Consider the following 23,645-nt stretch of genomic DNA (forward strand, 5'->3'; position numbering starts at 1 on the left):
TGGCAGACTGAGATAGAGTGTGCCTATGGATAGGCTGCATATCCTTGGCAGGCTTCTATGGCTGCCGCTATGCAGGGAGGCGGGGCTGATCGTGGTGGGGAAAGTTTTCCACGGTTTCGGTACCGAAATTGCCGTGAGCCGCCCCGCTGGACTTTCAATCGGATCTGCCTGAACTCATGACCCTCACTGAACTGCGTTACATCATCGCCCTCGCCCAGGAGCGCCATTTCGGCCGCGCCGCCGATAAGTGCTCGGTCTCCCAGCCTACCCTTTCGGTGGCAGTGAAGAAACTGGAGGAGGAACTGGGCGTGATCCTCTTCGAGCGGGCGCCCCAGGAGGTCCGGGTCACCGGTATCGGTACCCAGGTGGTGGCCCAGGCCGAGCGGGTGCTGGCGGAATGCGCCCGGGTGGCGGAGGTGGCTACCGCCGGCCGCGATCCCCTGGTTGGGCCTCTGCGCCTGGGCTGCATCTACACCATCGGCCCCTACCTGCTGCCCCGGCTGGTGCCCCTGCTGCGCGAATCGGCGCCGGCCATTCCCCTGATCATCGAAGAGAACTTCACTTATCGGTTGCTGGAAAAGCTCAAGAACGGGGAACTGGACGTGGCCATCCTGGCCCTGCCGGTGGAGGAGCCGGGGCTGGTGGCCCAGCCCGTTTACGACGAGATGTTCCGGGTGCTGCTGCCCGTGGGCCATCCTTTGGTCAAGTGCAAGAGCATAGTGCCGGCCCAGTTGCTGGATGCGGCTCTCCTGATGCTGGGGCCCGGCAACTGCTTCCGCGACCAGGTGCTGGATCTGTGTACTCCCGCCAATCTCCAGGCCGGCGCTTCACCCCATATTCTCGAGGGCAGCTCCCTGGAAACCATCCGCCATATGGTGGCCAGCGGCGTCGGCATCACGGTGATGCCGGCCTCGGCCGTGGATGGCATCTCCGTCAAGGACCCCCTGCTGCGGGTGCGCCCCTTCGCCGAACCCCAGCCCACGCGGCGGGTGGGCCTGGTCTGGCGCAACAGCTTTCCCCGTTACCAGGCCATCGACGTCATGCGTCGCGCCCTGCTGGCAGCCCGCCTGCCAGGCACCCGGCCGATCCGCTAGCGATAGTCATTGCCTATTCAAACAATGTAAACTATCCATTGGATTTATCGTTGGGCCGGCTCTAGCATGGCAAGCGTCAAGGTACTCAACCAATCGAGACAAGGAGACGCGCCATGGAAAGCAATTCAGTCACCATCAAGAACCTCGAATCCGCCTTCGCCGGCGAATCGATGGCCCACATCAAGTACCGCTACTTCGCCAAGCTCTCTCGGGCGGCGGGGGATGAGGCGACCGCGAGGATTTTCGAGGAAACCGCCGACCAGGAGGTGATGCATGCCTTCGGTCACCTGGACCTGCTCTATCCGGCGGATCGCATGAGTCCCGCCCGTTGCCTGGAAATGGCCATCGCCGGCGAGACCTACGAATACACCGAGATGTACCCTGGCTTCCGCCATGCCGCCGAAGTCGAGGGTCGCGCCGATGCGGTGCGGGAAATCGACGAGCAGATTGCCGAATCCCGGGAGCACGCTGAGCGTTTCGCCCAGACCCTGGTGCGTGCCGCCAAGCGCTTCGCGGCTCTGGCCAAGGTGGAAGAACGGCATGCGGGACATTACCGCGAGCAACTGAAAAAAATCGTCGGCTGACGCCGGCTCCCAACCCCCAACTCACAGGAGAGTGAACATGAAAGTCTGGCAATGTGTGGTTTGCGGTTATACCTACGATGAGGCGGCGGGCGATCCGGAACATGGCATCGCTCCCGGTACCCGCTGGGAAGATGTGCCCGCCGACTGGAGCTGCCCCGAATGCGGCGTGGCGAAGATGGATTTCGATATGGTGGAAATCTGAAGGAGGATGGGGCCGATGAATACTCCAGTGCTGATCCTGGGCGCCGGTCAGGCGGCCATAACCCTGGCGCGGGAGTTGCGCAAGCTTGATGCCGGACTCCCCCTCATGCTGGTGACAGCCGACGGCGGAGGCTTCTACAGCAAGCCCAGCCTTTCCAACGCCCTGCTCCTGAAGCGTGACCCCGAGCAACTGTTGCAAACGCCCCGGGAAGTCCTGGCGGGGCAGCTCAAGGCCGAAATCCACGCCGGGGTGAAGGTTCATGCCATCGATGCCGCGGCCCATCGGATCGACACCACGGCCGGCAGTCTCGACTACGGGCGCCTGGTCCTGGCCGTGGGGGCCCATCCGATCCGCCTGCCCCTGGCGGGGGATGGGGCGGACGATGTGCTGTCGGTGAACCATCTTGATGACTACACCGTGTTTCGCCAGCGCCTGGAGGGTGCCCGTCGTGTCGTTATCCTGGGGGCGGGCCTGATCGGCTGCGAATTCGCCAACGACATCGTCGCCACCGGGCGCCAGGTGACCGTCCTCGATCTGGCACCCCAGGCTCTGGGCCGGCTGCTGCCGCCCAAGAGCGCGGATTTTTTCCGCCGGCGGCTGGAGACGGCCGGCATCGTGTTCCATTTCGGCATCAGCGCGGCGCGGGTGGACAAGGTTCCCGGCAGCTATCGGATTACCGACAACACCGGCGCCGAAGTGGAGGCCGATCTGGTGGTCTCCGCCGTGGGCCTCAAGCCTGCCGTGGAGCTGGCACAGTCTGCGGGGCTGGCGGTGAATCGGGGCATTCAGGTGAACACCTTGCTGGCCAGCTCGGCGGCCGATATCTATGCCCTGGGGGATTGTGCCGAGGTCCAGGGACTGGTGCTGCCCTTCGTACTGCCCATCATGCAGCAGGCCCGTGCCCTGGCCAAGACCCTGGCGGGCAATCCGACAGCGGTGACCTATCCGGCCATGCCGGTGGTGGTGAAGACTCCCGCCTGTCCTACCGTGGTTTGCCCGCCGCCGGCGGGTGCCGAGGGGACATGGCAGGAAGAGGTCGGTGCCGAGGGCGTCACTGCCCGCTACCAGGATGCCCAGGGCCGTTTGCTGGGCTTCGCTCTGCTTGGCGACACGGTGAGCGCCCGCCAGACCTTGGCCGCCCAGGTGCCAGCCTGGATTTAGTGTGTAGAATTCGCCCCCGTCATTGGGGAGTAGCCTCTTTCCGCACAGGAAAGGAACGCATCAACAGACTTGGCTGAGGCCATGGTGCGCTCGACTCAGGTTTGGCGAGACCTTTGACGCGATGTCGACACCCGGGTTGGGCGGCGGCATCGCGTCATTGTGTTTACCGCCGCCCGACCCCGAGGTCTCACATGGAAGCTTTTCTCGTCTCCACCGGCATCGTCGCCCTGGCTGAAATCGGCGACAAGACCCAGTTGCTGGCCTTCATCCTGGCCGCCAAGTTCCGCAAGCCCCTGCCCATCGTCTTGGGGATACTGATCGCCACCCTGGCCAATCATGGTTTTGCTGGGGCACTGGGGGCCTGGGTGACTTCCCTCGTTAGTCCTCAAGCCCTGCGTTGGGTGCTGGGGCTTTCCTTCATTGGCATGGGGTTGTGGACCCTGATTCCCGACAAGTTCGAGGAAGATGAGGCCCGTTTCGTCCGTCTGGGGGTCTTCGGCACCACCCTGGTGGCTTTCTTCCTCGCCGAAATGGGCGATAAGACCCAAATCGCCACCGTGGCCCTGGCGGCCCAGTATCAGTCCTTCTACTGGGTGGTCGCCGGTACCACCCTGGGAATGATGATCGCCAATGTGCCCGCCGTGCTGCTGGGGGATCGCATCGCCCAGCGCATGCCGGTGCGCCTGATCCACGGCATTGCCGCGGCGATCTTCGTGGCGCTCGGTGCCGCCACCCTGCTGGGTGCCGGTGAGAGCCTGGGGTTTTGACGGGGTAAGATGGCACGTAATGGCCCAGATTTTCCAGAGGCCGTATCTCGCAAAAGATAATTCAAAGAGGAGAAACACAATGCAGTTTGCCTACCACGCCGGCATGTGCAACCCGGCCTTCTATCTGGAACTGGCCAAGGCCGCCGAGGCCGCCGGCTATGATTCCTTCACCCTGCCCGACAGCATCTTCTATCCCCAGCAGGCGGATACCAAGTATCCCTACAACGCCGATGGCTCCCGGGAGTTCCTTGACGGCGTACCCTTCCTGGAACCCTTCAGCGCCGTGCCCTGGATGGCTGGGGTGACCACCAAGTTGAAGTTTTCCACTTCGGTGATGAAGCTGCCGATACGCAATCCGGTGCTGGTGGCCAAGTCCCTGACCAGCATTGCGGTGATGACCAACAACCGCTTCATGCTCGGCGCCGGCATCAGTCCTTGGAAGGAGGATTTCGACATTTGTGGCCAACCCTGGGAAGGCCGGGGCAAGCGACTGGACGAGATGATCCACATCATCCGCGGCCTCATGGGGGGCGACTATTTCGGCTACCAGGGGGAGTTCTATCAGTTCGCGCCGGTGAAGATGTGTCCGGTGCCCACCCAGCCCATCCCCATTCTGGTCGGCGGTCATGCCGACGTCGCCCTCAAGCGGGCCGCCCGGCTGGGCGACGGCTGGATCAGTGCCGGCAGCACCCTGGAAGACCTGACCGCCATGATCGGCAAACTCAATGTCTTGCGCCAGGAGTGTGGCCGCAGCCATCTGCCCTTCCATATCCAGGCTGGTGGGGTGGATGCCTATACGCTGGATGGAATACGGCGCCTGGAGGACCTGGGGGTGACCGAGGTGGTGGTCGCGTTCCGCAATACCTATGCGGGCGGGCCGGACAACCGGACCCTGGAATCGATGCTCGCGGAACTGAATGGCTACGCGGAAAACGTGATCCACAAGTGCAGGGCGTGATTCACGAATCCAAATCCCCGTGAGCTCACGGGGTTCGACCTGATTACCCCCGCCGCGGCGGGGGTAGTTTCATCGACAGGGCCACCATCACCCAGGCAGTTGCAACGAGGGCGCCAAGGCCGAATACTCCTGCCGGCCCCTGATGCTGGGCAATCCAGCCGCCAGCGGCGCCCCCGATGAACAGGCCGATGGCCTGGCTGGTGTTGTATACCCCGAGGGCCGCGCCCTTGGCCCGGGCCGGTGCCACCCGGGAGATCAGCGAAGGCAGGCTGGCCTCCAGCACGTTGAAGGCAAAGAAAAACACCGTCATCATTGCCACCAGGGTGTTGAAGCTGGCCATGCCCAGGTAGCTGCCGGTTTCGGCCACCACCAGCAGTACCACAGCACCGACGAACACCCCCTTCATCCTGCCATGGCGTTCGGCCAGAATGATGGCCGGCACCATGGGCAGCAGGGAGAGCAGCATGGTGCCCAGATAGACCTTCCAATGCCCCCCCAGGGGCAGGCCGGCCTTGACCAGCAGTCCCGGCACCACGACGAACATGGCCATCTGCACCAGATGCAGGGCGAAGATGCCGAAGTTCAGCCGCATCAGTTGCGGGTCCCACAGCACTTCGCGGAAGGGCACCACCGGGCCGGGCTGGGGCGGTGGCGGGGTCGGCACCACCCGGGTGATCAGGAAGATGGCCCCCAGGGCCAGCACGGCGGTGAGCCAGAACAGGCCGCCCATGCCGATCACTGCGTAGAGGGCCGGGGCGCCGATCAGGGACAGGGCGAAGACCAGGCCGATGGAGGAGCCGATCATGGCCATCACCTTGGTGCGGTGCTGTTCCCGGGTCAGGTCGGCGGCCAGTGCCGTCACTGCGGCGGAAATCGCGCCCGCACCTTGCAGTACCCGGCCGGCGATCACCATGTAGATGTCTCCCGCCAGGGCCGCTACCGCGCTGCCCAGGGCGAACATCAGCAGGCCGACGACGATCACACGCTTGCGCCCCCAGCGGTCGGAAGCCATGCCGTAGGGAATCTGGAACATGGCCTGGGTCAGGCCGTAGGCGCCCATGGCCAGGCCCACCAGGGCCATGCTGTCGCCGCCAGGGATGTGCTTGGCGTGCTCGGCGAAGACCGGCAGGATCAGGAACAGGCCCAGCATGCGCAGCGCGAAGATCGCGGCCAGGCTGGCGCCGGCGCGCTTTTCATCGCGGCTCATGGGATCGTTGCTGGGGGAACGCATGTCGGACAGTGGCGGGAGTGGTGCTGCAATCGGGGGCCGCGTATATTAACAGGTTGCCCCAACCCCCTCGCCTACCCCCGAAGACATGGACGAAATCAAGATCCGCGGCGCCCGGACCCACAATCTCAAGAACATCAATCTGGACCTGCCGCGCAACAAGCTCACCGTGATCACCGGATTGTCCGGTTCCGGCAAGTCGTCGCTGGCCTTCGACACCCTCTATGCCGAGGGTCAGCGCCGCTATGTGGAATCCCTTTCTGCCTACGCACGCCAGTTTCTGCAGTTGATGGAAAAGCCGGATGTGGATTTGATCGAGGGCCTCTCGCCGGCGATCTCCATCGAGCAGAAGGCCACCAGCCACAATCCCCGCTCCACCGTGGGCACGGTGACCGAGATCCACGATTACCTGCGCCTGCTCTTCGCCCGGGCCGGCACGCCCCATTGCCCGGAGCACGACCTGCCCCTGGAGGCCATGAGCGTGTCCCAGATGGTGGACCACGTGCTGGCCCTGCCCGAGGACACCAAGCTGATGATCCTGGCGCCGGTGGTGGCCAACCGCAAGGGCGAGCAACTGGAGCTGTTCTCCGAGCTGCGGGCCCAGGGCTTCGTGCGCCTGCGGGTGGACGGTCAGGTTTATGACATCGATGCTCTGCCCAAGCTGGCCAAGACCACCAAGCACAGCGTGGACGTGGTGGTGGATCGACTCAAGGTACGGCCCGACGTGCGCCAGCGCCTGGCGGAAAGTTTCGAGACGGCCCTGGTCCATGCCGAGGGCCGAGCCCTGGCGGTGGAAATGGACAGTGGCACGGAGCACCTGTTCTCCTCCCGCTTCGCCTGTCCGGTCTGCTCCTATGCCTTGCAGGAGCTGGAGCCCCGGCTGTTTTCCTTCAACAACCCGATGGGGGCCTGCGGCAAGTGCGATGGTCTGGGCCAGATCCAATTCTTCGATCCGTCCCGGGTGGTGGCCTATCCCCACCTGTCCCTGTCCGGGGGAGCCATCAAAGGCTGGGACAAGCGCAACCAGTTCTACTTCCAGATGCTGGAATCCCTGGCGGCCCACTACCAGTTCGATATCACCACGCCCTTCGAGGAGCTGCCGGCCGCTGTGCAGCGGGTGGTCCTCCAGGGCTCGGGCAAGGAGCAGATCAAGTTCCGCTACTTGAGCGAGAAGGGCACCCGCTTCGATCGGGCCCACAGCTTCGAAGGCATCATTCCCAATCTGGAGCGCCGTTACCGGGAGACCGATTCCCAGATGGTGCGGGAAGAGTTGTCCAAATACCTCAATGCCCAGCTCTGCCCCGAATGCGACGGCACCCGCCTGAAGCGGGAGGCCCGCCACGTCTTCATCGGTGGCCGCACCATCGCCGAGATCGGCCGGGATGCCCTGGGGGCCTGCCGGAATTTTTTCAACGACTTGAAGCTCAGTGGTCACAAGGCCCAGGTGGCCGACAAGATCGTCAAGGAAATCCAGAGCCGCCTGGGTTTCCTGATCAACGTGGGCCTGGATTACCTTTCCCTGGACCGCTCCGCCGAGTCCCTCTCCGGTGGTGAGGCCCAGCGCATCCGCCTGGCCTCCCAGATCGGCTCCGGCCTCACCGGCGTGATGTATGTGCTGGACGAGCCCTCCATCGGTCTGCACCAGCGGGACAACAGTCGCTTGCTGGATACCCTGATCTACCTGCGGGATCTGGGCAACACGGTGATCGTGGTGGAGCACGACCAGGAAGCCATCGAAGCCGCCGACCATGTGGTGGATATGGGTCCTGGCGCCGGCGAGCACGGCGGTCGGATCGTCGCCCAGGGCACACCGGCCCAGGTGGAGGCTCATCCGGATTCCCTCACCGGCGCCTATCTTTCCGGCCGGCGCCGGATCGAAGTGCCGGCCCGGCGCACGGCTCCCGACCTGGAGCGGCAACTGCGCATCTGCAACGCCAGCGGCAACAATCTGAAGGGTGTGGACCTGGAACTGCCGGTGGGCCTGTTCACCTGCGTCACTGGCGTTTCCGGCTCGGGCAAGTCCACCCTGATCAACGACACCCTCTACGCCATTGCCGCCCGCCATCTCTATGGTTCGGCCATCGAGCCGGCGGCCTATGGGGAGATCGAGGGCCTGGAGTTCTTCGACAAGGTCATCAACGTGGACCAGTCGCCCATCGGCCGCACCCCTCGCTCCAACCCGGCTACCTACACCGGCTTGCTGACGCCGATCCGGGAACTTTTCTCCGGCGTGCCCGAGGCGCGCCAGCGGGGCTACGAGCCGGGCCGCTTCTCCTTCAACGTCAAAGGCGGCCGCTGCGAAGCCTGCCAGGGCGACGGCATGATCAAGGTGGAGATGCATTTCCTGCCCGACATCTTCGTGCCCTGCGATGTCTGCCACGGCAAGCGCTACAACCGGGAAACCCTGGAAGTACGCTACAAGGGCAAGACCATCCACGACGTGCTGCAGATGACCGTGGAGCAGGCCCGGGAATTCTTCGACGCGGTGCCCGTGGTGGCACGGAAGCTCCAGACCCTGATGGACGTGGGTCTCTCCTACGTGCAGCTGGGCCAGAGTGCCACCACCCTCTCCGGTGGCGAAGCCCAGCGGGTCAAGCTGGCCCTGGAACTCTCCAAGCGGGACACGGGGCGCACCTTGTACATCCTGGACGAGCCCACCACGGGCCTGCACTTCCAGGACATCGAGATGTTGCTGACGGTGCTGCACCGGCTGCGGGACCACGGCAACACCATCGTCGTCATCGAGCATAACCTCGACGTGATCAAGACGGCAGACTGGGTCGTGGATCTGGGCCCCGAAGGGGGCGACGGTGGCGGGCGTATCATCGCCACCGGCACCCCGGAACAGGCCGCAGCCGCCAAGGCCAGCCATACCGGCCACTATCTGGCCAAGCTGCTGACCCCCAAGCCGAGGAAAGGAAGGAAATAACCATGCCTGCCTTTGAAAACTATGGGGCCGAGGTGGCCCAGCTGGAAACCGAAATCGCCCGCAAGGGCGTGATCCTGGGCATCAACTGGGAGGACGAGGGTCAGTTGCGCAAGCTGGCCCGGCAGGCCCTGGCCTGCCACCAGGAAACCATCCAACTGGACTGCAATCCCGGCAGCCCGGAAGGCATTGCCAAGCTGGAGCTTTTCGGTCTCGCCCAGTTGATGTTGAAGGTCATGGAGCAGGCCGCCGGGGACAACATGGAGGTCCATGGCGGCCCGGTCTGGAAGGCCCTGGCCCGGGCGCTCTGGAAAGAGCGGGAAGCGGGTGGCTGAGTATCCGCTCAGGAAGCGGCGGCTTTCCGAGGTAATGGGCTGATCGCAGCCACCCGGGCCTGATGGATACGGTCGGGGATCTGCCCGGGTTCGGTGCAGGCCCGGGCAATGGCGCCGGCGTCTACGGCCTGTACCGCCATCAGGGCCCGTTGCCAACTTTGAGCAGGAGCGTAGGCCCGCGCTTCGAAGCCGCTGCGACCCCGATAGTCGGCCTCGCAGGCCAGCAGTAACTGTCCAAAGCGCTCCGGGCGACGCAGGGCGTCGCAACGCTCAAGCAGGCGTACCACGGTGTTGGGGCGGAGTTCGTCGTAACGATGGATTTCACCATGGTGGCGAGCCACCAGCCGGGCCAGGTCACGGCAATCGGCGGGTACCCGCAGACGTTCGCAGAGGGGGCCGAGCAGGGCCACGCTGCGGGCCTCGTGGCCGACGTGGCGCGGCAAGGCCTCGGCTGGCGTACCCCCCTTGCCCAGGTCATGGGTCAGAGCGGCGAAGCGGGCTGGCAGGGGGGCATCGAGCCGGGCGGTCATGTCCATCACCAGCATCATGTGCACCCCGGTATCCACTTCCGGGTGATAGTCGGGCCGCTGGGGCACACCCCACAGGGCATCCAGTTCCGGCAGGATTTTTTGCAGGGCGCCGCAACGGCGCAGCACCTCGAACATGCGGGAGGGCCGGACTTCCATCAGGCCCTTGGCCAGTTCCTGCCAGACCCGCTCGGGCACCAGGGCATCCACTTCGCCGTTGGCCACCATGGCGCCCATCAGGGCCAGGGTTTCCGGAGCCACGCTGAAGTCGGCGAAGCGGGCGGCAAAGCGGGCCACTCGCAGGATGCGCACCGGGTCCTCGGCAAAGGCGGCGGAAACATGGCGCAACACGCGCGCCTCCAGGTCGGCCCGGCCCCCATGGGGATCGATAAGGGTGCCATCCTCATCCTGGGCAATGGCGTTGATGGTGAGGTCGCGGCGGATCAGGTCTTCCTCCAGGCTCACTCCGGGGTCGGTATGGAAGACGAAGCCCTTGTAACCCGGCGCGGTCTTGCGCTCGGTGCGAGCCAGAGCGTATTCCTCCCGGCTCCTGGGGTGAAGAAAGACCGGAAAATCGCGGCCGACCGGCTTGTAACCCTGGGCCAGCATGTCGTCCGGGGTAGCGCCCACCACCACCCAATCCCTGTCCTGCACCGGCAGGCCCAGCAACTGGTCGCGCACCGCGCCGCCGACGACGTAGACTTTCATGCTAACGCGCATGGTTGCCAGCACCACCCTCGAGGATGCCAATGCGCCCAAGTAACGCATCCCATACCCCGCCCCAGGTCGGGGCTACTGACCGGCTCGCTGCGCTCGATGGTCACACCCGGCTCCGTTGATGCTTTTCCGTTAAAGGTTTGGTCTTGGCTAGGTATAAAGGGGCGATGGCTTCCAGTGGCGTGGGTTTCATGCCGAAGGGCAGGACGCAGGCGGAATCGCAAGTGCTGGGCAGTTCCATGGAACGGATGTTGTCGAGGCGGATCGGGGCGCCGGGGATGAAGTCCATCAGCCGCCCCTGGAGACGGGCGATGGCGTCCGGCAGGCCGATGATGGGACGGGGGTGGCCGCTCAGTTTTCCGGCATAGGCCACCAGTTCCCGCAGGGTGTATACACGGGGGCCGCACAGTTCATAGGTCTGGCCGTGGCTTTCTTCCCGCTCCAGGCTGGCGCAGATGACCTCGGCCACGTCCCCGACCCAGACCGGCTGGAACAGCGCCCGGGGACAGGCCAGGGGCAGCAGGGGCAGCAGGGCCTGAAGGGACGCGAAGAGGGTGAGGAAGGCATCGCCATCGCCGAACACCACGGAGGGTCGGAACAGGGTGAGATCGCCACCGGCCTGGGCCAGGGCGATCTCGCCGGCGGCCTTGGAGCGCAGGTAGCCGGACGGGGCGTCGGCAGCCGCGTTCAGGGCCGAAATGTGGAGCAGGCGGCGGACGCCGTTGCGGGTCGCGGCGGCGGCGATCTTTTGCGGCAACTCCACATGAGCGCGGGCGAAGCCCCGGCCATAGGGTTCGCCATTGCCGCCATGGAGAATGCCCACCAGATTGATCACCGCGTCCTGGCCCTCCATCAGCCGGGCCAGTTGCACGGGATCATGGACATTCGCCTCCAGCAGTTCCAGGGTGGGGAGCACCAGCAGGTGGCGAGCCCGTTCCCGATGGCGGGTCGGCACCCGCAGGCGATAGCCGCGCCGGGTCAGGCGCTGGGCCAGATAGCCGCCGATGAAACCGGAACCCCCGATGATCAGTACATTCTTCATGGCGTTCTCCTGAATTGTTGAAGCTCAGGGCAGTTCCTCGACCCCCGTGCCATTGCCGTTGCGGGGCTGGATGGTGCCCAGACGCTGCTTGAGGGATTGGGGCTTGTCCTGGAACATTGTGGCGTAATAGACCGAGTTGCTCATGACCTTCTTGACGTAATCCCGGGTTTCGTTGAAAGGGATGGTCTCGGCATAGATGGCGCCTTCCAGTGCATGATCGGCGCGCCAGCGCTGGGCCCGACCGGGACCGGCGTTGTAGGCGGCGCAGGCCAGCACGGGCTGGTTGTCGAGGCGGTCGAGGACCATTTTCAGGTAATGGGTGCCCAGCCTGACATTGGTCTCCGTCTCTCCCACCTTGGCGGGATGATAGTCGGTGAGGCCGATCTTGCGGGCCACCCATTTAGCCGTGGCCGGCATCAACTGCATCAGGCCCTTGGCGCCGACACCGGACCTGGCACTGGTGATGAAGCGGCTTTCCTGGCGCATCAGGCCATACACCCAGCCATCATCCAGGGCCAGCAGTCGGGCCTGGGGCGAGACATGTTCTCGGAAGGGGGCCAGGTAACGCAGCTCGAAATCGTGCTGGGCCAGGGTCCGTTCGGCGGCGTAGATGGCCCGGTCATAGACGTCGTTGCGGCGGGCCAGTTCGGCCGCCGCCAGGAGTTGGCGATCATCCATGCCGCGCAGGGTCCAGTTCCATTCCCGGATGCCCTCGATGCGCATGTCCAGCCGTAACAGGGCCAGGGCACGGCGCAGGCCCGGCAGGCTGGAGACATGGGCCAGTTCCTCGCTGCTGGCCGCGGCGGCCCGGGGCGGTACGGTGATGGTCTGCCCCAGTTCCTCTGCCGCCAGGTTGCCGTAGAAACTGGCCAGCCCGGCAATTCTCTGGAACTGGAGGCGGGCTGTCTCACCCTTGCCCTGGACGGCCAGGGCACGGCCCAGCCAATAGATCCAGTCGGGCTGGTCGGCCTGGGTGGCGGGCATGCGCTCGATGACCTGGCGTACCGTTGTCCAATCCTGCACTCGCAAGGCGGCCCGAACCCACCAGGCCAGTTGTTCCTCGGACAGTTTGGTGTCAGTCGCCAGACTGTACCAGCCTAGGGCCTCGGCCATGTGCCGCTTGGCCGCCTGATGGGCCAGTTGCCCCCAGGCATAGCTCCGCTCGCTGTCGGCAAGTCGGCTTTCGATGGGGCGCAACTGCTCGGCGGCCTCCCGGGGGTCCTGGCGTCCCAGGGCCTGCACCGCGTAGAGGGCCATCTCGCGCCCGGTACGTGTCTGGTCAAAATGGGTCGGCAGTTTTTTCAGAGCACGGGCTGGCGCCTTGGCGATGCCTTCCAGGGCCTTGAGGTCGGGCATATGGGCGTCGGACAGATAGCGTGCCGCCGCCAGGGCCGATCTGGGCCGGCCCGATTCCAGCAGACGCCGGATGCGCAGCCAGACATCATCGGCGGAGAGACGCTGTTCCACTGCCAGTTGATCCATCAGGGGTGTGCAGGACTCGGCCAGTTCCCCGGCGTTGAACCAGAGTGCCCGGGCCTCATCCAGAATATTCGGGTCACGGGTGGTTTCCCGAAGGGCCTGCCAGGCGTAGCACTGGATTTCCTGGTCCACCTGCACCAGGGGGGGGAATGCTTGCACGAAACTGTCCCAGCGTCGTTTCTTGCCCAGTTGCCGGAGCCAGTCGCCGCGCAGTCTTTCCGCAAGGTAGGAGCCCGACTCCCGCTGCAGGAAGGCAGCCACGGTGGCATCGTCGCTGTCCTCCAATCTTGATTTGAGGTTCCAGTATTCGGCCCAGGGCTCCAGATCATGGCCCCGCAGGTTCTCGATGGCCTGGGCCAGGCGCTTGCCATCCCCCACCCGGAAGGCTTCCCGGGCGGCCAGGAAGCCTTCATCCCCTTCCCGGGGGAGGGCGGCCAGGGGGAGCAGGAGCAGGGCGCCAAGCAGCAGCATCGTATAGTGTCGGATCATGGTCGAAATCTAGCATATGGACTCATGGCCACTCCTACTGAAAATTCCGGACAAAATGCTTCATTTCGCGCTCGGTTGCGGCGCGAACGCATCGCGTTGCGGGAAGGCATGGCGCCGGAGGCCCGAGCCCAGGCCAGCGCTGTCATTGAGGCACACTTGAAGGAATTGTTATTGCCGAGGTTGCCTGGGGTGATCGCTTTTTGCTGGCCGATCCGGTCGGAGTTCGATGCCCGCTCCCTGTTGCGACACTTCCTGCTGGACCGGGGCTGGACGGCCTGCATTCCTGTGGTGGAGCAGGTCGACAGGCCCATGGTGTTCCGTGTCTGGAGCCCCGACGGCGCCATGGCCAGAGATGTTCATGGCATTCCCATTCCCGCCGCTGGCCCTTGCTGTCACCCCGACGTGATTCTGCTGCCCCTGGTGGCCTTTGACGGACGAGGCTATCGTTTAGGCTACGGTGGTGGCTACTTTGACCGAACGCTGGCCGTTCTGAATCCCCGACCCTGGACCATCGGAGTCGGTTATGAGTTGGGCCGGGTGGATACAATCCGGCCTGAACCCCATGATGTACCCCTTGATTTTTGCGTCACCGAGGCAGGTGTGAGTACCCCGAATCGATAACATGCTTGATCACGACGATGACGTTTCGCGTTGCGCAGCCCTGTGCGCGGCCATTCTCGATGCGGGAGAAGAGGGGCTGGTCGGCGAGTTGTCGCGCGTTGCCGGGGATTTCATAGGAGCGCGGGAGGGGGGATATTTCCTCCTGGATAAGGAAATACCCGCCTATCTGACCCTGCGCGTCGAACTGCTCGGCGAGGTGGAACCGGCGGGAGTTTTTGCTTTTGCCGCGCCACCGAACGCGATTGTCCGTCTTAAGGCCCTGGTGGAACTGGTGCGGGTGTTGCTGCGCCGGCGTCAGACGGAACGGCGCCAGGCCCAGATTCTGGATCAGATTCACGATTCCGTGATCACCATGGATCTGACCGGTTTCATCACCGGCTGGAACAAAGGGGCTGAGCGCATTTTCGGTTATACGGCTGCGGAGGCCATCGGTCGCCATGTGCTGTTTTTGTATGCCGACGAGGACGAGAATGAGGACGACCTGCTCGGAGACGTTTTCCTGGAGCAGGGAGGGCACAAAATGGAAGTGCGCCGCCGCCGCAAGTCCGGGGAGGTGTTTTGGGCCAGCCTGTCCCTGTCCCTGGTACATGATCAGCGCGGTAATGCGGTGGGCCTAATTGGCTACTTGGTGGATATCACCGACCGGCTCGAATCGGAGCAGCGATTGCGACTTCATGCCCGTATTTTCGACCATAGCGAAGAGGCCATCCTGATCACCGATGCCCAGGAACGCATCGTTTCAGTCAATCCGGCTTTCTGCCGTATTACCGGCTATCTTGCGGAAGAGGTACTGGGCCAGACGCCCCGCGTTTTTCAGTCCGGACGCCACCCCTCGTCTTTCTACGAGACCATGTGGGGGGCCATCCATGCCACGGGGCGGTGGCAGGGGGAAATATGGGACAAACGCAAGTCTGGTGAGGAGTTCCCTCAGTGGTCTTCGATCAGCGCGGTGCGTAACAGCGCCGGGGAAGTGACTCATTATTTTTCTATCTTCACTGACATTACCGAACGCAAGCGCAGCGAGGAGCAGATCCACCATCTGGCCTATTTCGATTCCCTGACCGGCTTGCCCAATCGATCCCAGTTCTTCAACCTGCTCGACCGGGCACTGCTTGATGCCAAGCGGGATGGCAGCGAGGGGGCGGTTCTGTTCGTTGACCTCAACCGTTTCAAGCCCATCAACGACACCCTGGGTCATGACGTCGGCGATCTGCTGCTGAAGGAGGTGGGGCAGCGCTTCCGTAGCGCCTTGCGAGAGTCCGACCTAGTGGCCCGCATCGGCGGTGACGAGTTCGTGGTGAGCCTGTCCGATATGACCAACAGTGCCCATGCGGGGGGGGTCGCCTTGAAACTGCTTGATGCACTTGATGCCCCTTTCATACTGCAGGGGCAGGAATTGCGGGTGGGCGCCTCTATTGGTATCAGTCTCTACCCCGAGGATGCCATGGCGACCGAGACATTGCTGCGCTACGCCGATATTGCTATGTACCGGGCCAAACAGCGCGGCGACAATGGTTTCGCCTACTATTCCCACGAGATGAACCAGCGGTCATTGGATCGACTGAAGATCGAGGCGGGATTGCGCAAGGCTTTGGAGCAGGGCGAGCTGTTGTTGCATTACCAGCCCAAGTTGGAACTGGAATCCGGCCGAGTGGTTGGCGCCGAGGCCCTGGTGCGCTGGCAACATCCAGATCGGGGCATGGTGCCGCCCGGGGAGTTCATTCCAGTGGCGGAGGAGTCCGGCCTGATTGTCCGTATCGGCGACTGGGTACTGGAGGCAGCCTGCATCCAGGCTCGTTGCTGGCTTGATGCGGATATGCCGGTCATGCGGGTCGCTGTGAATCTGTCGGCCCGCCAATTCACCCCCGGCCTGGCTGGCAAGGTGAGAGACCTGCTGAACCGTCATCAACTACCGGCGGCCTGGCTGGAACTGGAGATCACCGAGAGCATGCTGATGCACAGTGCCGAGGAGGTGATCACCATGATGGATGAGCTGGTCGGCCTGGGGGTCTCCCTGTCCCTTGATGATTTCGGTACTGGCTATTCAAGCCTTTCCTATCTGAAGCGCTTTCCCATCGAAACCCTCAAGATCGATCGTTCCTTTATCGAGGGTACACCGGGGGATAGCGATGATTGCGCCATCACTAGCACCATCATCAGCATGGCCAAGCAGTTGAAGCATCGGGTGATCGCTGAGGGTGTGGAAACTGCCGATCAGGTGGCTTTCCTGAAAACCCTGGGTTGCGAGGAGATTCAAGGCTATATATTTTCGCCACCACTATCGGCGGGGAAATTCGAGGCCCTGATGCGGGAGTCGCCGACCTTTATGCTGTAAGCGCCTGCGCCATACGGGCCAGGGCGGTGTCCAAGGTATGGCGGGGACAACCGAAATTGAGCCGCACGAAGCCCGGTGCGCCAAAATCGGTGCCATCGGAAAGCCCTACCCCGGCTGCCTCAAAAAATTCCGCAGGCCGTTCCAGGCCCCGTTCCCGACAGTCGATCCAGGCCAGGTAGGTGGCTTCCACCGGAGTCATGCATAGACCAGGCATGCCTGCGACCGCGGCCTCGACCCGTTGCGCGTTGCCGCGCAGGTAGTCGAGCAGCGCCTGTCGCCAGGGGGCACCGTTGCGCAGGGCCGCCTCGCAAGCGACTAGACCCAGGGTATTGACATGGGGCATGATGCCTTGCATCGTGGCCTTGAACGCATGCCGCAGTTTTGCGCCGGGGATGATGGCGAAGGCGCAGCCCAGGCCAGGAATGTTGAAGGTCTTGGAGGGCGCCATCAGGGTGATGCTGCGCTCGGCTAGGGCGGGCGCCACGGTGACGAAGGGGTGATGGTCCAGGGTGGTGTCGAGGATCAGGTCGCAATGGATTTCGTCGGAACAGACGACCAGATCGTACCGTGTTGCCAGTTCGGCGATTCTCCCCAGTTCCTCGTCCCGCCAGACCCGCCCTGCCGGGTTGTGGGGGTGGCAGAGTAGCAGCAGCCGGACGCTACTGTCGCGCAGCATCATCTCCATTGCGTCGAAGTCCCAGTTCCAGCGGCTGCCTTCACGCACCAAGGGGACCTGTAAGGTGCGTCGCCCGGAGTGGGTGGGTGCGGTGAGGAAGGGTGGATAGATGGGGGCGGCGGTGCATACCGCGTCTCCCCCCCTGCCCACGGCCCGACAGGCCAGATTGAGCCCGGATACTAGTCCTGGCAGCCACACCAGCCAGTTTTCACGAATGGTCCAGCGGTAATTGCGTTCCAGGTATTCCAGCACCGCCTCGGTCAGGGAGGGCCAGGGCTGGCTGTAGCCCAGCACACCATGATTAATCCGGTCATGGAGGGCCGACAAGACGGCTGGTGGTGCCGCAAAGTCCATGTCTGCCACCCAGAGGGGCAGTATATCCCGGTTGTCATAACGGTTCCATTTGAGGGAGTCGCCGTGGCGTCGGTCGGGAGCGCTATCGAAATCGAAGGCTGGGGAATTCAAGGCGCAGGGGTTTCGAACAGGTATTCGCCACCGGCGGCATGGCCAGCCGTGACCACGGCTCCGTATTGGGGCTGCTGGGGATAATCCTTGGTCACGTCTTCATGGACCACTTGGTAGATGTCGTAGCCGGTGGTCAGACCTTTGGTTTTTTCCAGGGTCTTGATCAGGTTGTAGGCGAAGATGGAATGTCCCTCCTTGCCTTCGTCGGAGACCGGCTCCTCGTCCCCCGAGGAAAAGGCCAGTACCGAGCGCTGCTTGCGGATTTCCTCGGCATTGGCCTTGCCGGAGAATTTCGTCTTTTGCTCCTTGGTCAGGGAGCCGGAAAAACAACTGTCGGAGATCAGGATCAACTGCTGGGCCGGAATGGCCTTCAGCAGCTTGGAAATGTCCGTGTTGGAGATCCAGTTGGCAGGGGACTTGACCGAGGCGTCGATGGGAATCCAGAAGCCCATCTTGGTGTCGTCCATCAGATAGCCGTGGCCCGCATAGAGCAGTAAAACGCTGTCTGCGGGGCTCACTTCGATGGCGATGCGGTTGATGGCCTCGATGATCTGGGCCTTTCCGGCGTTGTGCAGTACTCGGGCGTCGAAGCCGAGGTGGGTGCGTAGTACCCGGGCCACTTCATTGACGTCCGCCATCGGGGTCTCCAGGGCCGGGATGGGCGTTTTGTAATCGTTGTTGCCGATCAAGAGAGCCAGGCGTCGCGGTGGTTGGGGCGTCGAGGTGGGTAGCTCTGCTTTTGGAGCAGCGGCTGCCGGTGCGGGGATAGCTATCGGTAGTTTTTCAGCCGTTGACGGCGTTGTCACCAGCAGCGTGGCTGGTACTTCCTGGGGACGCTGAAGGCAAACCAAGCCGAGCGGGCGGGGGCCATCGGGGCATTCGGGCACGTCGGCCGCCTGGGGGTTCTTGCGCAGGGCCTCCAGGGCTTCCCGGTACAGGGCGGTGCGGGATTGATGCCGTTGGTTGAAGGTCGCCTGCATCTGGGCCACACCGGGAATGCCGCCGATGAAGGCGGGAGGCCGCATGGGCATCTGGGCGTTAACAGTGTGCGCTGCCGCTAGGGCACAAAGTAAAAGAAATCGCTTGATGTTCATTGGGATGCATCCTTCAACAGGTGAGCCCATTGCTGAGCCCAGCAACAGACATGGTCGAAGTTTGGCATGACGCGCAGCGTACCGCCATGGCGTTCAATGAAACTTTGGCTGACCGTTAGAGGTACCACCCGGTCTTCCCCTCCGGCCCAGTGAAATCCTGGAGGTAGAGTATCCATCGGCAATCGTCCAGGATCCATGGACTTTGTCATGGGTGAGATACCTTGGTGGTTGGTCCAGGCCTCCAGATCAAGGGGAGCGGCGACAGTGGTCCATCGTGCCACGTCGGTACGGTGAGCGGCAAGGAGTGCGGCCACGACGCCACCGCCGGAATATCCAGTGATATGTAGTTTCAATGCGCCCGTTTGCCGCTTCAGGGTATCCAAGATATGGTCATACTCTGCGATGACCTCGGGGGCAAATCGCCCTTCGTCCCGGTAGCTCGGATCGCAGTTGGCCAGGGCCTGGACTCCCAGATACTGACAGGGCCTGCCCAGATAAACCGTATTCGGTTCAGGATCCATCATGGCCATGTTCAGCACCGTAGCGCTTGTCGGCGTCGGATCCCGGGGTGGATGGTAGGGTGAGGGCCAGGGAGCACCATCTCCCTCAATGTAAATGGAAATCGTGGTAACCGGTTTGTCGCCAAGACGCCCCAGCACCAGCAGGGGAAATTGCCGTGGCGCAATTTCCTGAACCAGAAGGCCGCCCCCCTGGGCTAACGCCAGGGTTTTCTGCCGCAGGGCGGCGCTGCCCCCGCATCCCGTCAGTAAAAATAAAAAGGCCGCACAGGAAAGCGCGGCCTTGAGGTCTGCCAAGCAGAAACCGTACATCAGAACCGGAAGTTGATGCTGGCGGTCCAGGTTTCGTTGTCCATGTTGTTGCGGGACTCATTGCTATACGACAAGCCGCCGTAGATGGTATTGCTGGCGTTGAAGAAGTTGATGCCGACCTGACCGACCCAGCCATCCTTCTCAAACTTGGTGCCGGCGGCGGGTTTGGGCGACTGATCCTGGTCACTGACGTAGGTCAGGCCCACGTAGGGCTGAACACCGTTACCCATCCAGTACGCACCTTGGATTCCGACGCGGATTTGGTCGAGCTTGTTGGTGACCCCAGAACCGGAGACGACGACACCGGCGTTCTTCGAATTCTCGTATTTTTCCTCGGCGTAGAGGTAGCTGCCCTTGCCGACGATCTGCCAGTTACCAACCCACTGGGAGTAGCTCAGGTTGAGACCGCCGAAGACGCGATCGGACTTTGCCGAGCCTACGCCCATCTTCAGCTCGCCTTCACCCCAGCCCAGGGAGGCGTCCAGGGCCAGGTTCTGGTTGATCTGCCAGCCCAGATAGGGGGCCACCGACATACCCTTATTGCTGAGCTTGGGACCAACACCCTTCAGCAGATTGCCGTCGGCGTCGTCATAGGAGCCGGTCAGGCCGAGCACCAGGTTGGGGGCCAGGGCGTAATCGAAACCGAGCACAGTGTTGTCGGCTTCCACTTTGGACTCCTGGCCAGTACGATCATCCTCCTGGGAAGAAGAACCAAAGCTGCCCCACGCACTGTACCCCTGCCCACCGCCGGCCGCCATACTGGTGCGCTGGATAGACGCGGTGGGGCGTGGACCACCGGTCATGGTCATGCGGGAGGTGACAGCATTGGAGATGGTCACCATGGTCTGGATGGTGGTGCCCTGGATCAGGGCATTGTTCAGACCGGGAGCTTCGGTGCCCGAGCCGCAGTAGCTGGTGCCCAGATAGCAGGTGGGGGTCGATGCGAAAGCGGAACTGCCCAGCATTGCCAAGGCTGCGGGGATTACTAAGTTGCGAATGGCTTTCATCGGTGATTCTCCTATGGAAAGATGCCCCGCGTACGCGGGTGAAATAATCTAGCGCGGTAGGATTAAACCCCCCTTTCCTAATGTGGGGAAGAGGTTTGCCGGGCGTTGCGAACTGCGCGTTGGTAAAGTGCAACAAGCAGTTTTGCCTGGCTGTCATTGGGCCGGTTGGCGCGGAGATCTTCTATCGCCTGCTCTACTCTATCCAGGGCGCGGACCTCGAACAGGCCGGCAAGCAGGTACATCTCAGGATTGAGGTCGGTCTGATCGGCTTCGGCACGAAGCTGCCGATAGGTATTGTCGATCTTGGCAAGGGCTTCCGGAGTGGCAATGGCCCGTAGTCGGGTCATACCCGCCCTACCTTGGCTATCCACGGAAGGCGTCTTGGCAATCTGTGCGACGAGCACTGCCGGTAACTGGGTTACATGGGGTGTCCCAAGGTCGGAGGATTTGCTTTCTCCCGAGCCAATCTCAAGTTTCCCCTTCCCTGTCCAGCCTTCCTGTCGGCCGTTGGTCAAGTATACCAGCTTGATCTTGGCTCCCGTCTCCATAGCAATCAGGTCACCTTCCTTGAGTCTTGTGAATGCTTGTAGAGGTTGGAACCCGCTGTTGGACGCACGAGTGGCGGCGCCTTCGACAGCAGTGATCAGAGCGCCGCTTTCGGCCGCCAGCGCAATAGACGCTATTAGTCCACCCAAGAACAGGCAGCAGCGTATAAGGATTTTGGGTAGTGATGTCATATGATTCGATCTATAAAGTTGATTATTCATCGCCAATATACCTCCGATGAGTTGTAATGATCCGGTACTGACGAGGGGCAATGGTTTGCCGCTGTCTTGTCTATTGGTTCTTTTTGTATATTTCGCACATTAGCATTAGGGTATAGACTTTGAATCTGTTTCAATTTGCCGTAAACCTAATCGGGTCATGGGCGTTCCTCCAAAGTATTCGGTCAATGCCCTAAAAACACTAAAAAGAGGTTCCGGAATGTTCAGCAAGAAAGCGTTGTATGGCTTCCTCCTGGCGGCGCCGTTGCTGCCGGCCGGTGTGGCCCAGGGAGGTGATGTGGCGGCTGAGGCGGCCGCATCCGCAGCCCCTAAGACTCCGGCGATCAAAACAGTCACCAATTTTTCCCAGGCCCTACGTTGTATGGACGACCTTTTCATGGCCTTTGGCAAGCAGGGAATAGTCATTACGTCTGCTGGTATTCCCGATGAAACGGGCAAGGTTCGGACTGGAACCAAGGAAATGGTGATTACTGCCATCGCGAAGATGACGGTAAAAAGTAACGCTCTGGAGTTCATCGATTTCCATGCTGGAGGTGACGATCTTGCCAACCTCTTTGCGGCCAAGGGGGATGCAGCCCGGAAGCTTCCGGATTACTACATTCGAGGTTCCATCACCCAGATGGACGATAACTCTGTTCGCAAAAACAAGGGCGCAGGCATTTCTCTCCCCTTCTTGGACTTCGGTTCATCAAAGGATGAGTCCTATGATCTTATTAGTATGGACATGAGCGTGGGCGATGCGGCAACACGAAAAATCTTGCCTATCACCAGCACCTCAAACACCATGGTATTGGTGAAAGGTGGGTCGGCCAAGGAGGGAGGGGGGCGCCTTGGCAAACTGGGATTGAGTTTCAACGTTGATCTGAGCCGCTCGGAAGGTGTCGGTGCCGCAACGCGGACTCTTATAGAACTGGGTTTGATCGAAACAGTGGGGAAGTTTACTCAAGTACCCTACTGGAAATGCCTGGATACCAGCATTACCAATCCGCTGATTCGTGATCAGGCTCGGGAGTGGTATGACAGTGCTAAGGACAAGGATCGGGTGCTGTTCATTCAACGCAAGTTGGCAGGGATGAACCGCTATCGCGGTCCCCTGGATGGCAGCATCAACGATGGGTTGCGCAACAGCGTAGCGGAATATCAGGCTTCGGCCGGATTAGTGGCTGATGGCGCCGTTAATTTCGACTTGTACGCCAGTCTGCTGGACGATACCCAGAATGTGCTGGCAGCTCTGCCGGCACCGGCAGTTGTGCCTTATGTGCCCGGCGTCTCGGCGGCAGTCAAGGCGCCTCCGGCAGTGGCGGCGGCTGCACAGTCGCAGATGACTGGGGCGTCCATGGCTCCCTTTAGGGTCAGCCTGGAGAGTGACCGGGGGGTTACGCCCTCCTATCGGGTAGGCGATTATCTGAACATGGTTCTGTCCCTCAACAGTCATGGCACTGCCTATTGCTACTATGAGGACGCGACACGAAATACCGCCCGTATCTTCCCCAATCAATTCCATCCGGATTCTTCCTTGAAGGCCGGTGCGATTACGCGCCTACCCTCAGGGGGGTTCAAAATCAGGTTTGATCGGGCTGGGCGGGAAAGGGTGGCATGTATCGGTGCTGACCGGGAACTCGTAGTGCCATCTTCTCTTCGAGGCGCGAGGGATCTCACTCCCCTGCCGGTCCGGTCCTTGGATGAGGTGGTCAGTCAGTTCAAACAGAGCAATCCTGCTGCTGTTGCCAGTTTTGTCGACATCTCGGTTGCTCCCTGAGTATTGACCATGGTCCGTTCCCTGTGGCTGGTTCTTGTGTTGGCTTCGGCAGGGGTGGCGTGGTCGGGCGAGATCATTCTGTTGCCCCAGAAGGCTGACGGGGTGGGTAGCGCGACCAGCGCAGGCGGGCAACGTGCCAGGGCAAAGGGTTATCGAAAGGAGCAGCCTGAAGCGGGGAGCGAAGTCGTCTTGGTGCCAGAGGACTTGGTCGAAGAGGATGGGATGCTGTCTCCCCGGGGTGGAGTGGAGTCTTCCGCCACGGAAAATCGCTTGCGGGCGAAGGTCTTGCGACAATCAGATGAAGGACATCAGGCGCCCACCGTCATTCTTCCAGGGATCGCAGGGGATGGGGACGTCGCCCAGGAAAGGGCAAGGAATAATCGACTAAAAGCCAGGGCGTACCGAGAGCACGGGCAGTCAGCCATGGATAGTGTTGGTTCTGATGGCATCCCTTTGGTGCTTTGCACAAACACGGAGAGTGTGGCTGGTCGGATTGGCGATGATGTTCAATCGGGGAGCCTGATCTACATTATTCGTGATGGAAAGTCAGTTAAGGCGCGTTGT

The 23,645-nt window shown here is 62.2% G+C and carries 20 protein-coding genes and 1 riboswitch; of the genes, 11 read left to right on the forward strand and 9 right to left on the reverse strand.

Features of this window, described 5'->3' with window-relative positions:
• The first annotated feature begins 176 nt into the window (after nt 1–176).
• The 6 genes from DENOEST_RS00870 (at nt 177) to DENOEST_RS00895 (ending at nt 4,766) form a co-directional block, all read left to right on the forward strand.
• Complete coding sequence (locus DENOEST_RS00870; RefSeq protein ID WP_145770156.1) at nt 177–1,094, forward strand: hydrogen peroxide-inducible genes activator; 918 nt, start codon at nt 177–179, stop codon at nt 1,092–1,094.
• A 113-nt stretch (nt 1,095–1,207) separates the two neighbouring features.
• Complete coding sequence (locus tag DENOEST_RS00875) at nt 1,208–1,678, forward strand: rubrerythrin family protein (RefSeq protein WP_145770155.1); 471 nt, start codon at nt 1,208–1,210, stop codon at nt 1,676–1,678.
• 37 nt (nt 1,679–1,715) lie between these two features.
• Entirely contained in the window at nt 1,716–1,880 is a 165-nt protein-coding gene (locus DENOEST_RS00880) for a rubredoxin (protein WP_145770154.1), read from the forward strand.
• Between the two features lie 15 nt (nt 1,881–1,895).
• A complete protein-coding gene (locus DENOEST_RS00885; RefSeq protein ID WP_145770153.1) occupies nt 1,896–3,041 on the forward strand; it encodes an NAD(P)/FAD-dependent oxidoreductase in 1,146 nt (381 codons plus the stop codon).
• Between the two features lie 12 nt (nt 3,042–3,053).
• Nucleotides 3,054–3,222, forward strand: a riboswitch (yybP-ykoY riboswitch).
• Nucleotides 3,223–3,232: 10 nt separating this feature from the next.
• Nucleotides 3,233–3,808 carry a TMEM165/GDT1 family protein gene (locus DENOEST_RS00890; RefSeq protein WP_145770152.1) on the forward strand — a complete coding sequence of 192 codons (576 nt, stop codon included), beginning with the start codon at nt 3,233–3,235 and terminating at the stop codon, nt 3,806–3,808.
• A 79-nt stretch (nt 3,809–3,887) separates the two neighbouring features.
• Nucleotides 3,888–4,766 carry a TIGR03619 family F420-dependent LLM class oxidoreductase gene (locus DENOEST_RS00895; RefSeq protein WP_145770151.1) on the forward strand — a complete coding sequence of 293 codons (879 nt, stop codon included), beginning with the start codon at nt 3,888–3,890 and terminating at the stop codon, nt 4,764–4,766.
• Nucleotides 4,767–4,809: 43 nt separating this feature from the next.
• On the opposite strand, the gene DENOEST_RS00900 is transcribed toward DENOEST_RS00895, so the two are convergent.
• Complete coding sequence (locus DENOEST_RS00900; RefSeq protein WP_145770150.1) at nt 4,810–5,973, reverse strand: MFS transporter; 1,164 nt, start codon at nt 5,971–5,973, stop codon at nt 4,810–4,812.
• Between the two features lie 109 nt (nt 5,974–6,082).
• Between DENOEST_RS00900 and uvrA the strand changes: the two genes are divergently transcribed.
• Nucleotides 6,083–8,923 (forward strand): excinuclease ABC subunit UvrA, encoded by a 2,841-nt coding sequence (gene uvrA / locus DENOEST_RS00905; RefSeq protein ID WP_145770149.1) that lies wholly within the window; start codon nt 6,083–6,085, stop codon nt 8,921–8,923.
• A gap of 2 nt (nt 8,924–8,925) precedes the next feature.
• The gene (locus DENOEST_RS00910; RefSeq protein ID WP_145770148.1) at nt 8,926–9,255 is read left to right on the forward strand and encodes a hypothetical protein; all 330 of its coding nucleotides are present in this window, start codon (nt 8,926–8,928) and stop codon (nt 9,253–9,255) included.
• A gap of 8 nt (nt 9,256–9,263) precedes the next feature.
• Here the strand turns inward: DENOEST_RS00910 and DENOEST_RS00915 are convergent, their stop codons facing one another.
• The 3 genes from DENOEST_RS00915 to DENOEST_RS00925 form a co-directional block, all read right to left on the reverse strand.
• Nucleotides 9,264–10,490, reverse strand: coding sequence for a multifunctional CCA addition/repair protein (locus tag DENOEST_RS00915; RefSeq protein ID WP_145770147.1), 1,227 nt, complete (start codon nt 10,488–10,490; stop codon nt 9,264–9,266).
• Between the two features lie 112 nt (nt 10,491–10,602).
• Complete coding sequence (locus DENOEST_RS00920) at nt 10,603–11,541, reverse strand: complex I NDUFA9 subunit family protein (protein WP_145770146.1); 939 nt, start codon at nt 11,539–11,541, stop codon at nt 10,603–10,605.
• A gap of 24 nt (nt 11,542–11,565) precedes the next feature.
• The gene (locus DENOEST_RS00925) at nt 11,566–13,509 is read right to left on the reverse strand and encodes a lytic transglycosylase domain-containing protein (RefSeq protein WP_145770145.1); all 1,944 of its coding nucleotides are present in this window, start codon (nt 13,507–13,509) and stop codon (nt 11,566–11,568) included.
• A 24-nt stretch (nt 13,510–13,533) separates the two neighbouring features.
• Between DENOEST_RS00925 and DENOEST_RS00930 the strand changes: the two genes are divergently transcribed.
• Entirely contained in the window at nt 13,534–14,130 is a 597-nt protein-coding gene (locus DENOEST_RS00930) for a 5-formyltetrahydrofolate cyclo-ligase (protein WP_145770144.1), read from the forward strand.
• 1 nt (nt 14,131) lies between these two features.
• On the forward strand, nt 14,132–16,465 hold the full coding sequence (locus DENOEST_RS00935; RefSeq protein ID WP_145770143.1) for a putative bifunctional diguanylate cyclase/phosphodiesterase: 2,334 nt from the start codon (nt 14,132–14,134) through the stop codon (nt 16,463–16,465).
• On the opposite strand, the gene DENOEST_RS00940 is transcribed toward DENOEST_RS00935, so the two are convergent.
• The 5 genes from DENOEST_RS00940 to DENOEST_RS00960 form a co-directional block, all read right to left on the reverse strand.
• Nucleotides 16,455–17,606 carry a MalY/PatB family protein gene (locus DENOEST_RS00940; protein ID WP_145770142.1) on the reverse strand — a complete coding sequence of 384 codons (1,152 nt, stop codon included), beginning with the start codon at nt 17,604–17,606 and terminating at the stop codon, nt 16,455–16,457. The two genes, DENOEST_RS00935 and DENOEST_RS00940, sit on opposite strands and share 11 nt — an antisense overlap.
• Nucleotides 17,603–18,700, reverse strand: coding sequence for a caspase family protein (locus DENOEST_RS00945; RefSeq protein ID WP_170228148.1), 1,098 nt, complete (start codon nt 18,698–18,700; stop codon nt 17,603–17,605). Before DENOEST_RS00945 ends, DENOEST_RS00940 begins: the two co-directional genes overlap by 4 nt.
• The gene (locus DENOEST_RS00950) at nt 18,697–19,530 is read right to left on the reverse strand and encodes a hypothetical protein (protein ID WP_170228147.1); all 834 of its coding nucleotides are present in this window, start codon (nt 19,528–19,530) and stop codon (nt 18,697–18,699) included. The genes DENOEST_RS00945 and DENOEST_RS00950 overlap by 4 nt, the downstream gene beginning before the upstream one ends.
• On the reverse strand, nt 19,530–20,537 hold the full coding sequence (locus DENOEST_RS00955; RefSeq protein ID WP_145770140.1) for an autotransporter outer membrane beta-barrel domain-containing protein: 1,008 nt from the start codon (nt 20,535–20,537) through the stop codon (nt 19,530–19,532). The genes DENOEST_RS00950 and DENOEST_RS00955 overlap by 1 nt, the downstream gene beginning before the upstream one ends.
• A 77-nt stretch (nt 20,538–20,614) precedes the next feature.
• A complete protein-coding gene (locus DENOEST_RS00960) occupies nt 20,615–21,304 on the reverse strand; it encodes a hypothetical protein (RefSeq protein WP_145770139.1) in 690 nt (229 codons plus the stop codon).
• 217 nt (nt 21,305–21,521) lie between these two features.
• Between DENOEST_RS00960 and DENOEST_RS00965 the strand changes: the two genes are divergently transcribed.
• Nucleotides 21,522–23,081, forward strand: a complete 1,560-nt coding sequence (locus DENOEST_RS00965) for a DUF4384 domain-containing protein (RefSeq protein WP_170228146.1) — start codon at nt 21,522–21,524, stop codon at nt 23,079–23,081.
• The last annotated feature ends 564 nt before the right edge of the window (nt 23,082–23,645 follow it).

The sequence above is a fragment of the Denitratisoma oestradiolicum genome, from assembly GCF_902813185.1.
In the GTDB taxonomy this organism is placed as follows: domain Bacteria; phylum Pseudomonadota; class Gammaproteobacteria; order Burkholderiales; family Rhodocyclaceae; genus Denitratisoma; species Denitratisoma oestradiolicum.

Coding starts and splice junctions, on each gene's coding strand:
- uvrA (WP_145770149.1), top strand. CDS start 6,083: ATGGACGAAATCAAGATCCGCGGCGCCCGGACCCACAATCTCAAGAAC.
- DENOEST_RS00870 (WP_145770156.1), top strand. CDS start 177: ATGACCCTCACTGAACTGCGTTACATCATCGCCCTCGCCCAGGAGCGC.
- DENOEST_RS00915 (WP_145770147.1), bottom strand. CDS start 10,490: ATGAAAGTCTACGTCGTCGGCGGCGCGGTGCGCGACCAGTTGCTGGGC.
- DENOEST_RS00960 (WP_145770139.1), bottom strand. CDS start 21,304: ATGAATAATCAACTTTATAGATCGAATCATATGACATCACTACCCAAA.
- DENOEST_RS00875 (WP_145770155.1), top strand. CDS start 1,208: ATGGAAAGCAATTCAGTCACCATCAAGAACCTCGAATCCGCCTTCGCC.
- DENOEST_RS00895 (WP_145770151.1), top strand. CDS start 3,888: ATGCAGTTTGCCTACCACGCCGGCATGTGCAACCCGGCCTTCTATCTG.
- DENOEST_RS00880 (WP_145770154.1), top strand. CDS start 1,716: ATGAAAGTCTGGCAATGTGTGGTTTGCGGTTATACCTACGATGAGGCG.
- DENOEST_RS00965 (WP_170228146.1), top strand. CDS start 21,522: ATGTTCAGCAAGAAAGCGTTGTATGGCTTCCTCCTGGCGGCGCCGTTG.
- DENOEST_RS00885 (WP_145770153.1), top strand. CDS start 1,896: ATGAATACTCCAGTGCTGATCCTGGGCGCCGGTCAGGCGGCCATAACC.
- DENOEST_RS00890 (WP_145770152.1), top strand. CDS start 3,233: ATGGAAGCTTTTCTCGTCTCCACCGGCATCGTCGCCCTGGCTGAAATC.
- DENOEST_RS00925 (WP_145770145.1), bottom strand. CDS start 13,509: ATGATCCGACACTATACGATGCTGCTGCTTGGCGCCCTGCTCCTGCTC.
- DENOEST_RS00920 (WP_145770146.1), bottom strand. CDS start 11,541: ATGAAGAATGTACTGATCATCGGGGGTTCCGGTTTCATCGGCGGCTAT.
- DENOEST_RS00910 (WP_145770148.1), top strand. CDS start 8,926: ATGCCTGCCTTTGAAAACTATGGGGCCGAGGTGGCCCAGCTGGAAACC.
- DENOEST_RS00955 (WP_145770140.1), bottom strand. CDS start 20,537: ATGAAAGCCATTCGCAACTTAGTAATCCCCGCAGCCTTGGCAATGCTG.
- DENOEST_RS00900 (WP_145770150.1), bottom strand. CDS start 5,973: ATGAGCCGCGATGAAAAGCGCGCCGGCGCCAGCCTGGCCGCGATCTTC.
- DENOEST_RS00945 (WP_170228148.1), bottom strand. CDS start 18,700: ATGAACATCAAGCGATTTCTTTTACTTTGTGCCCTAGCGGCAGCGCAC.
- DENOEST_RS00950 (WP_170228147.1), bottom strand. CDS start 19,530: ATGTACGGTTTCTGCTTGGCAGACCTCAAGGCCGCGCTTTCCTGTGCG.
- DENOEST_RS00930 (WP_145770144.1), top strand. CDS start 13,534: ATGGCCACTCCTACTGAAAATTCCGGACAAAATGCTTCATTTCGCGCT.
- DENOEST_RS00935 (WP_145770143.1), top strand. CDS start 14,132: ATGCTTGATCACGACGATGACGTTTCGCGTTGCGCAGCCCTGTGCGCG.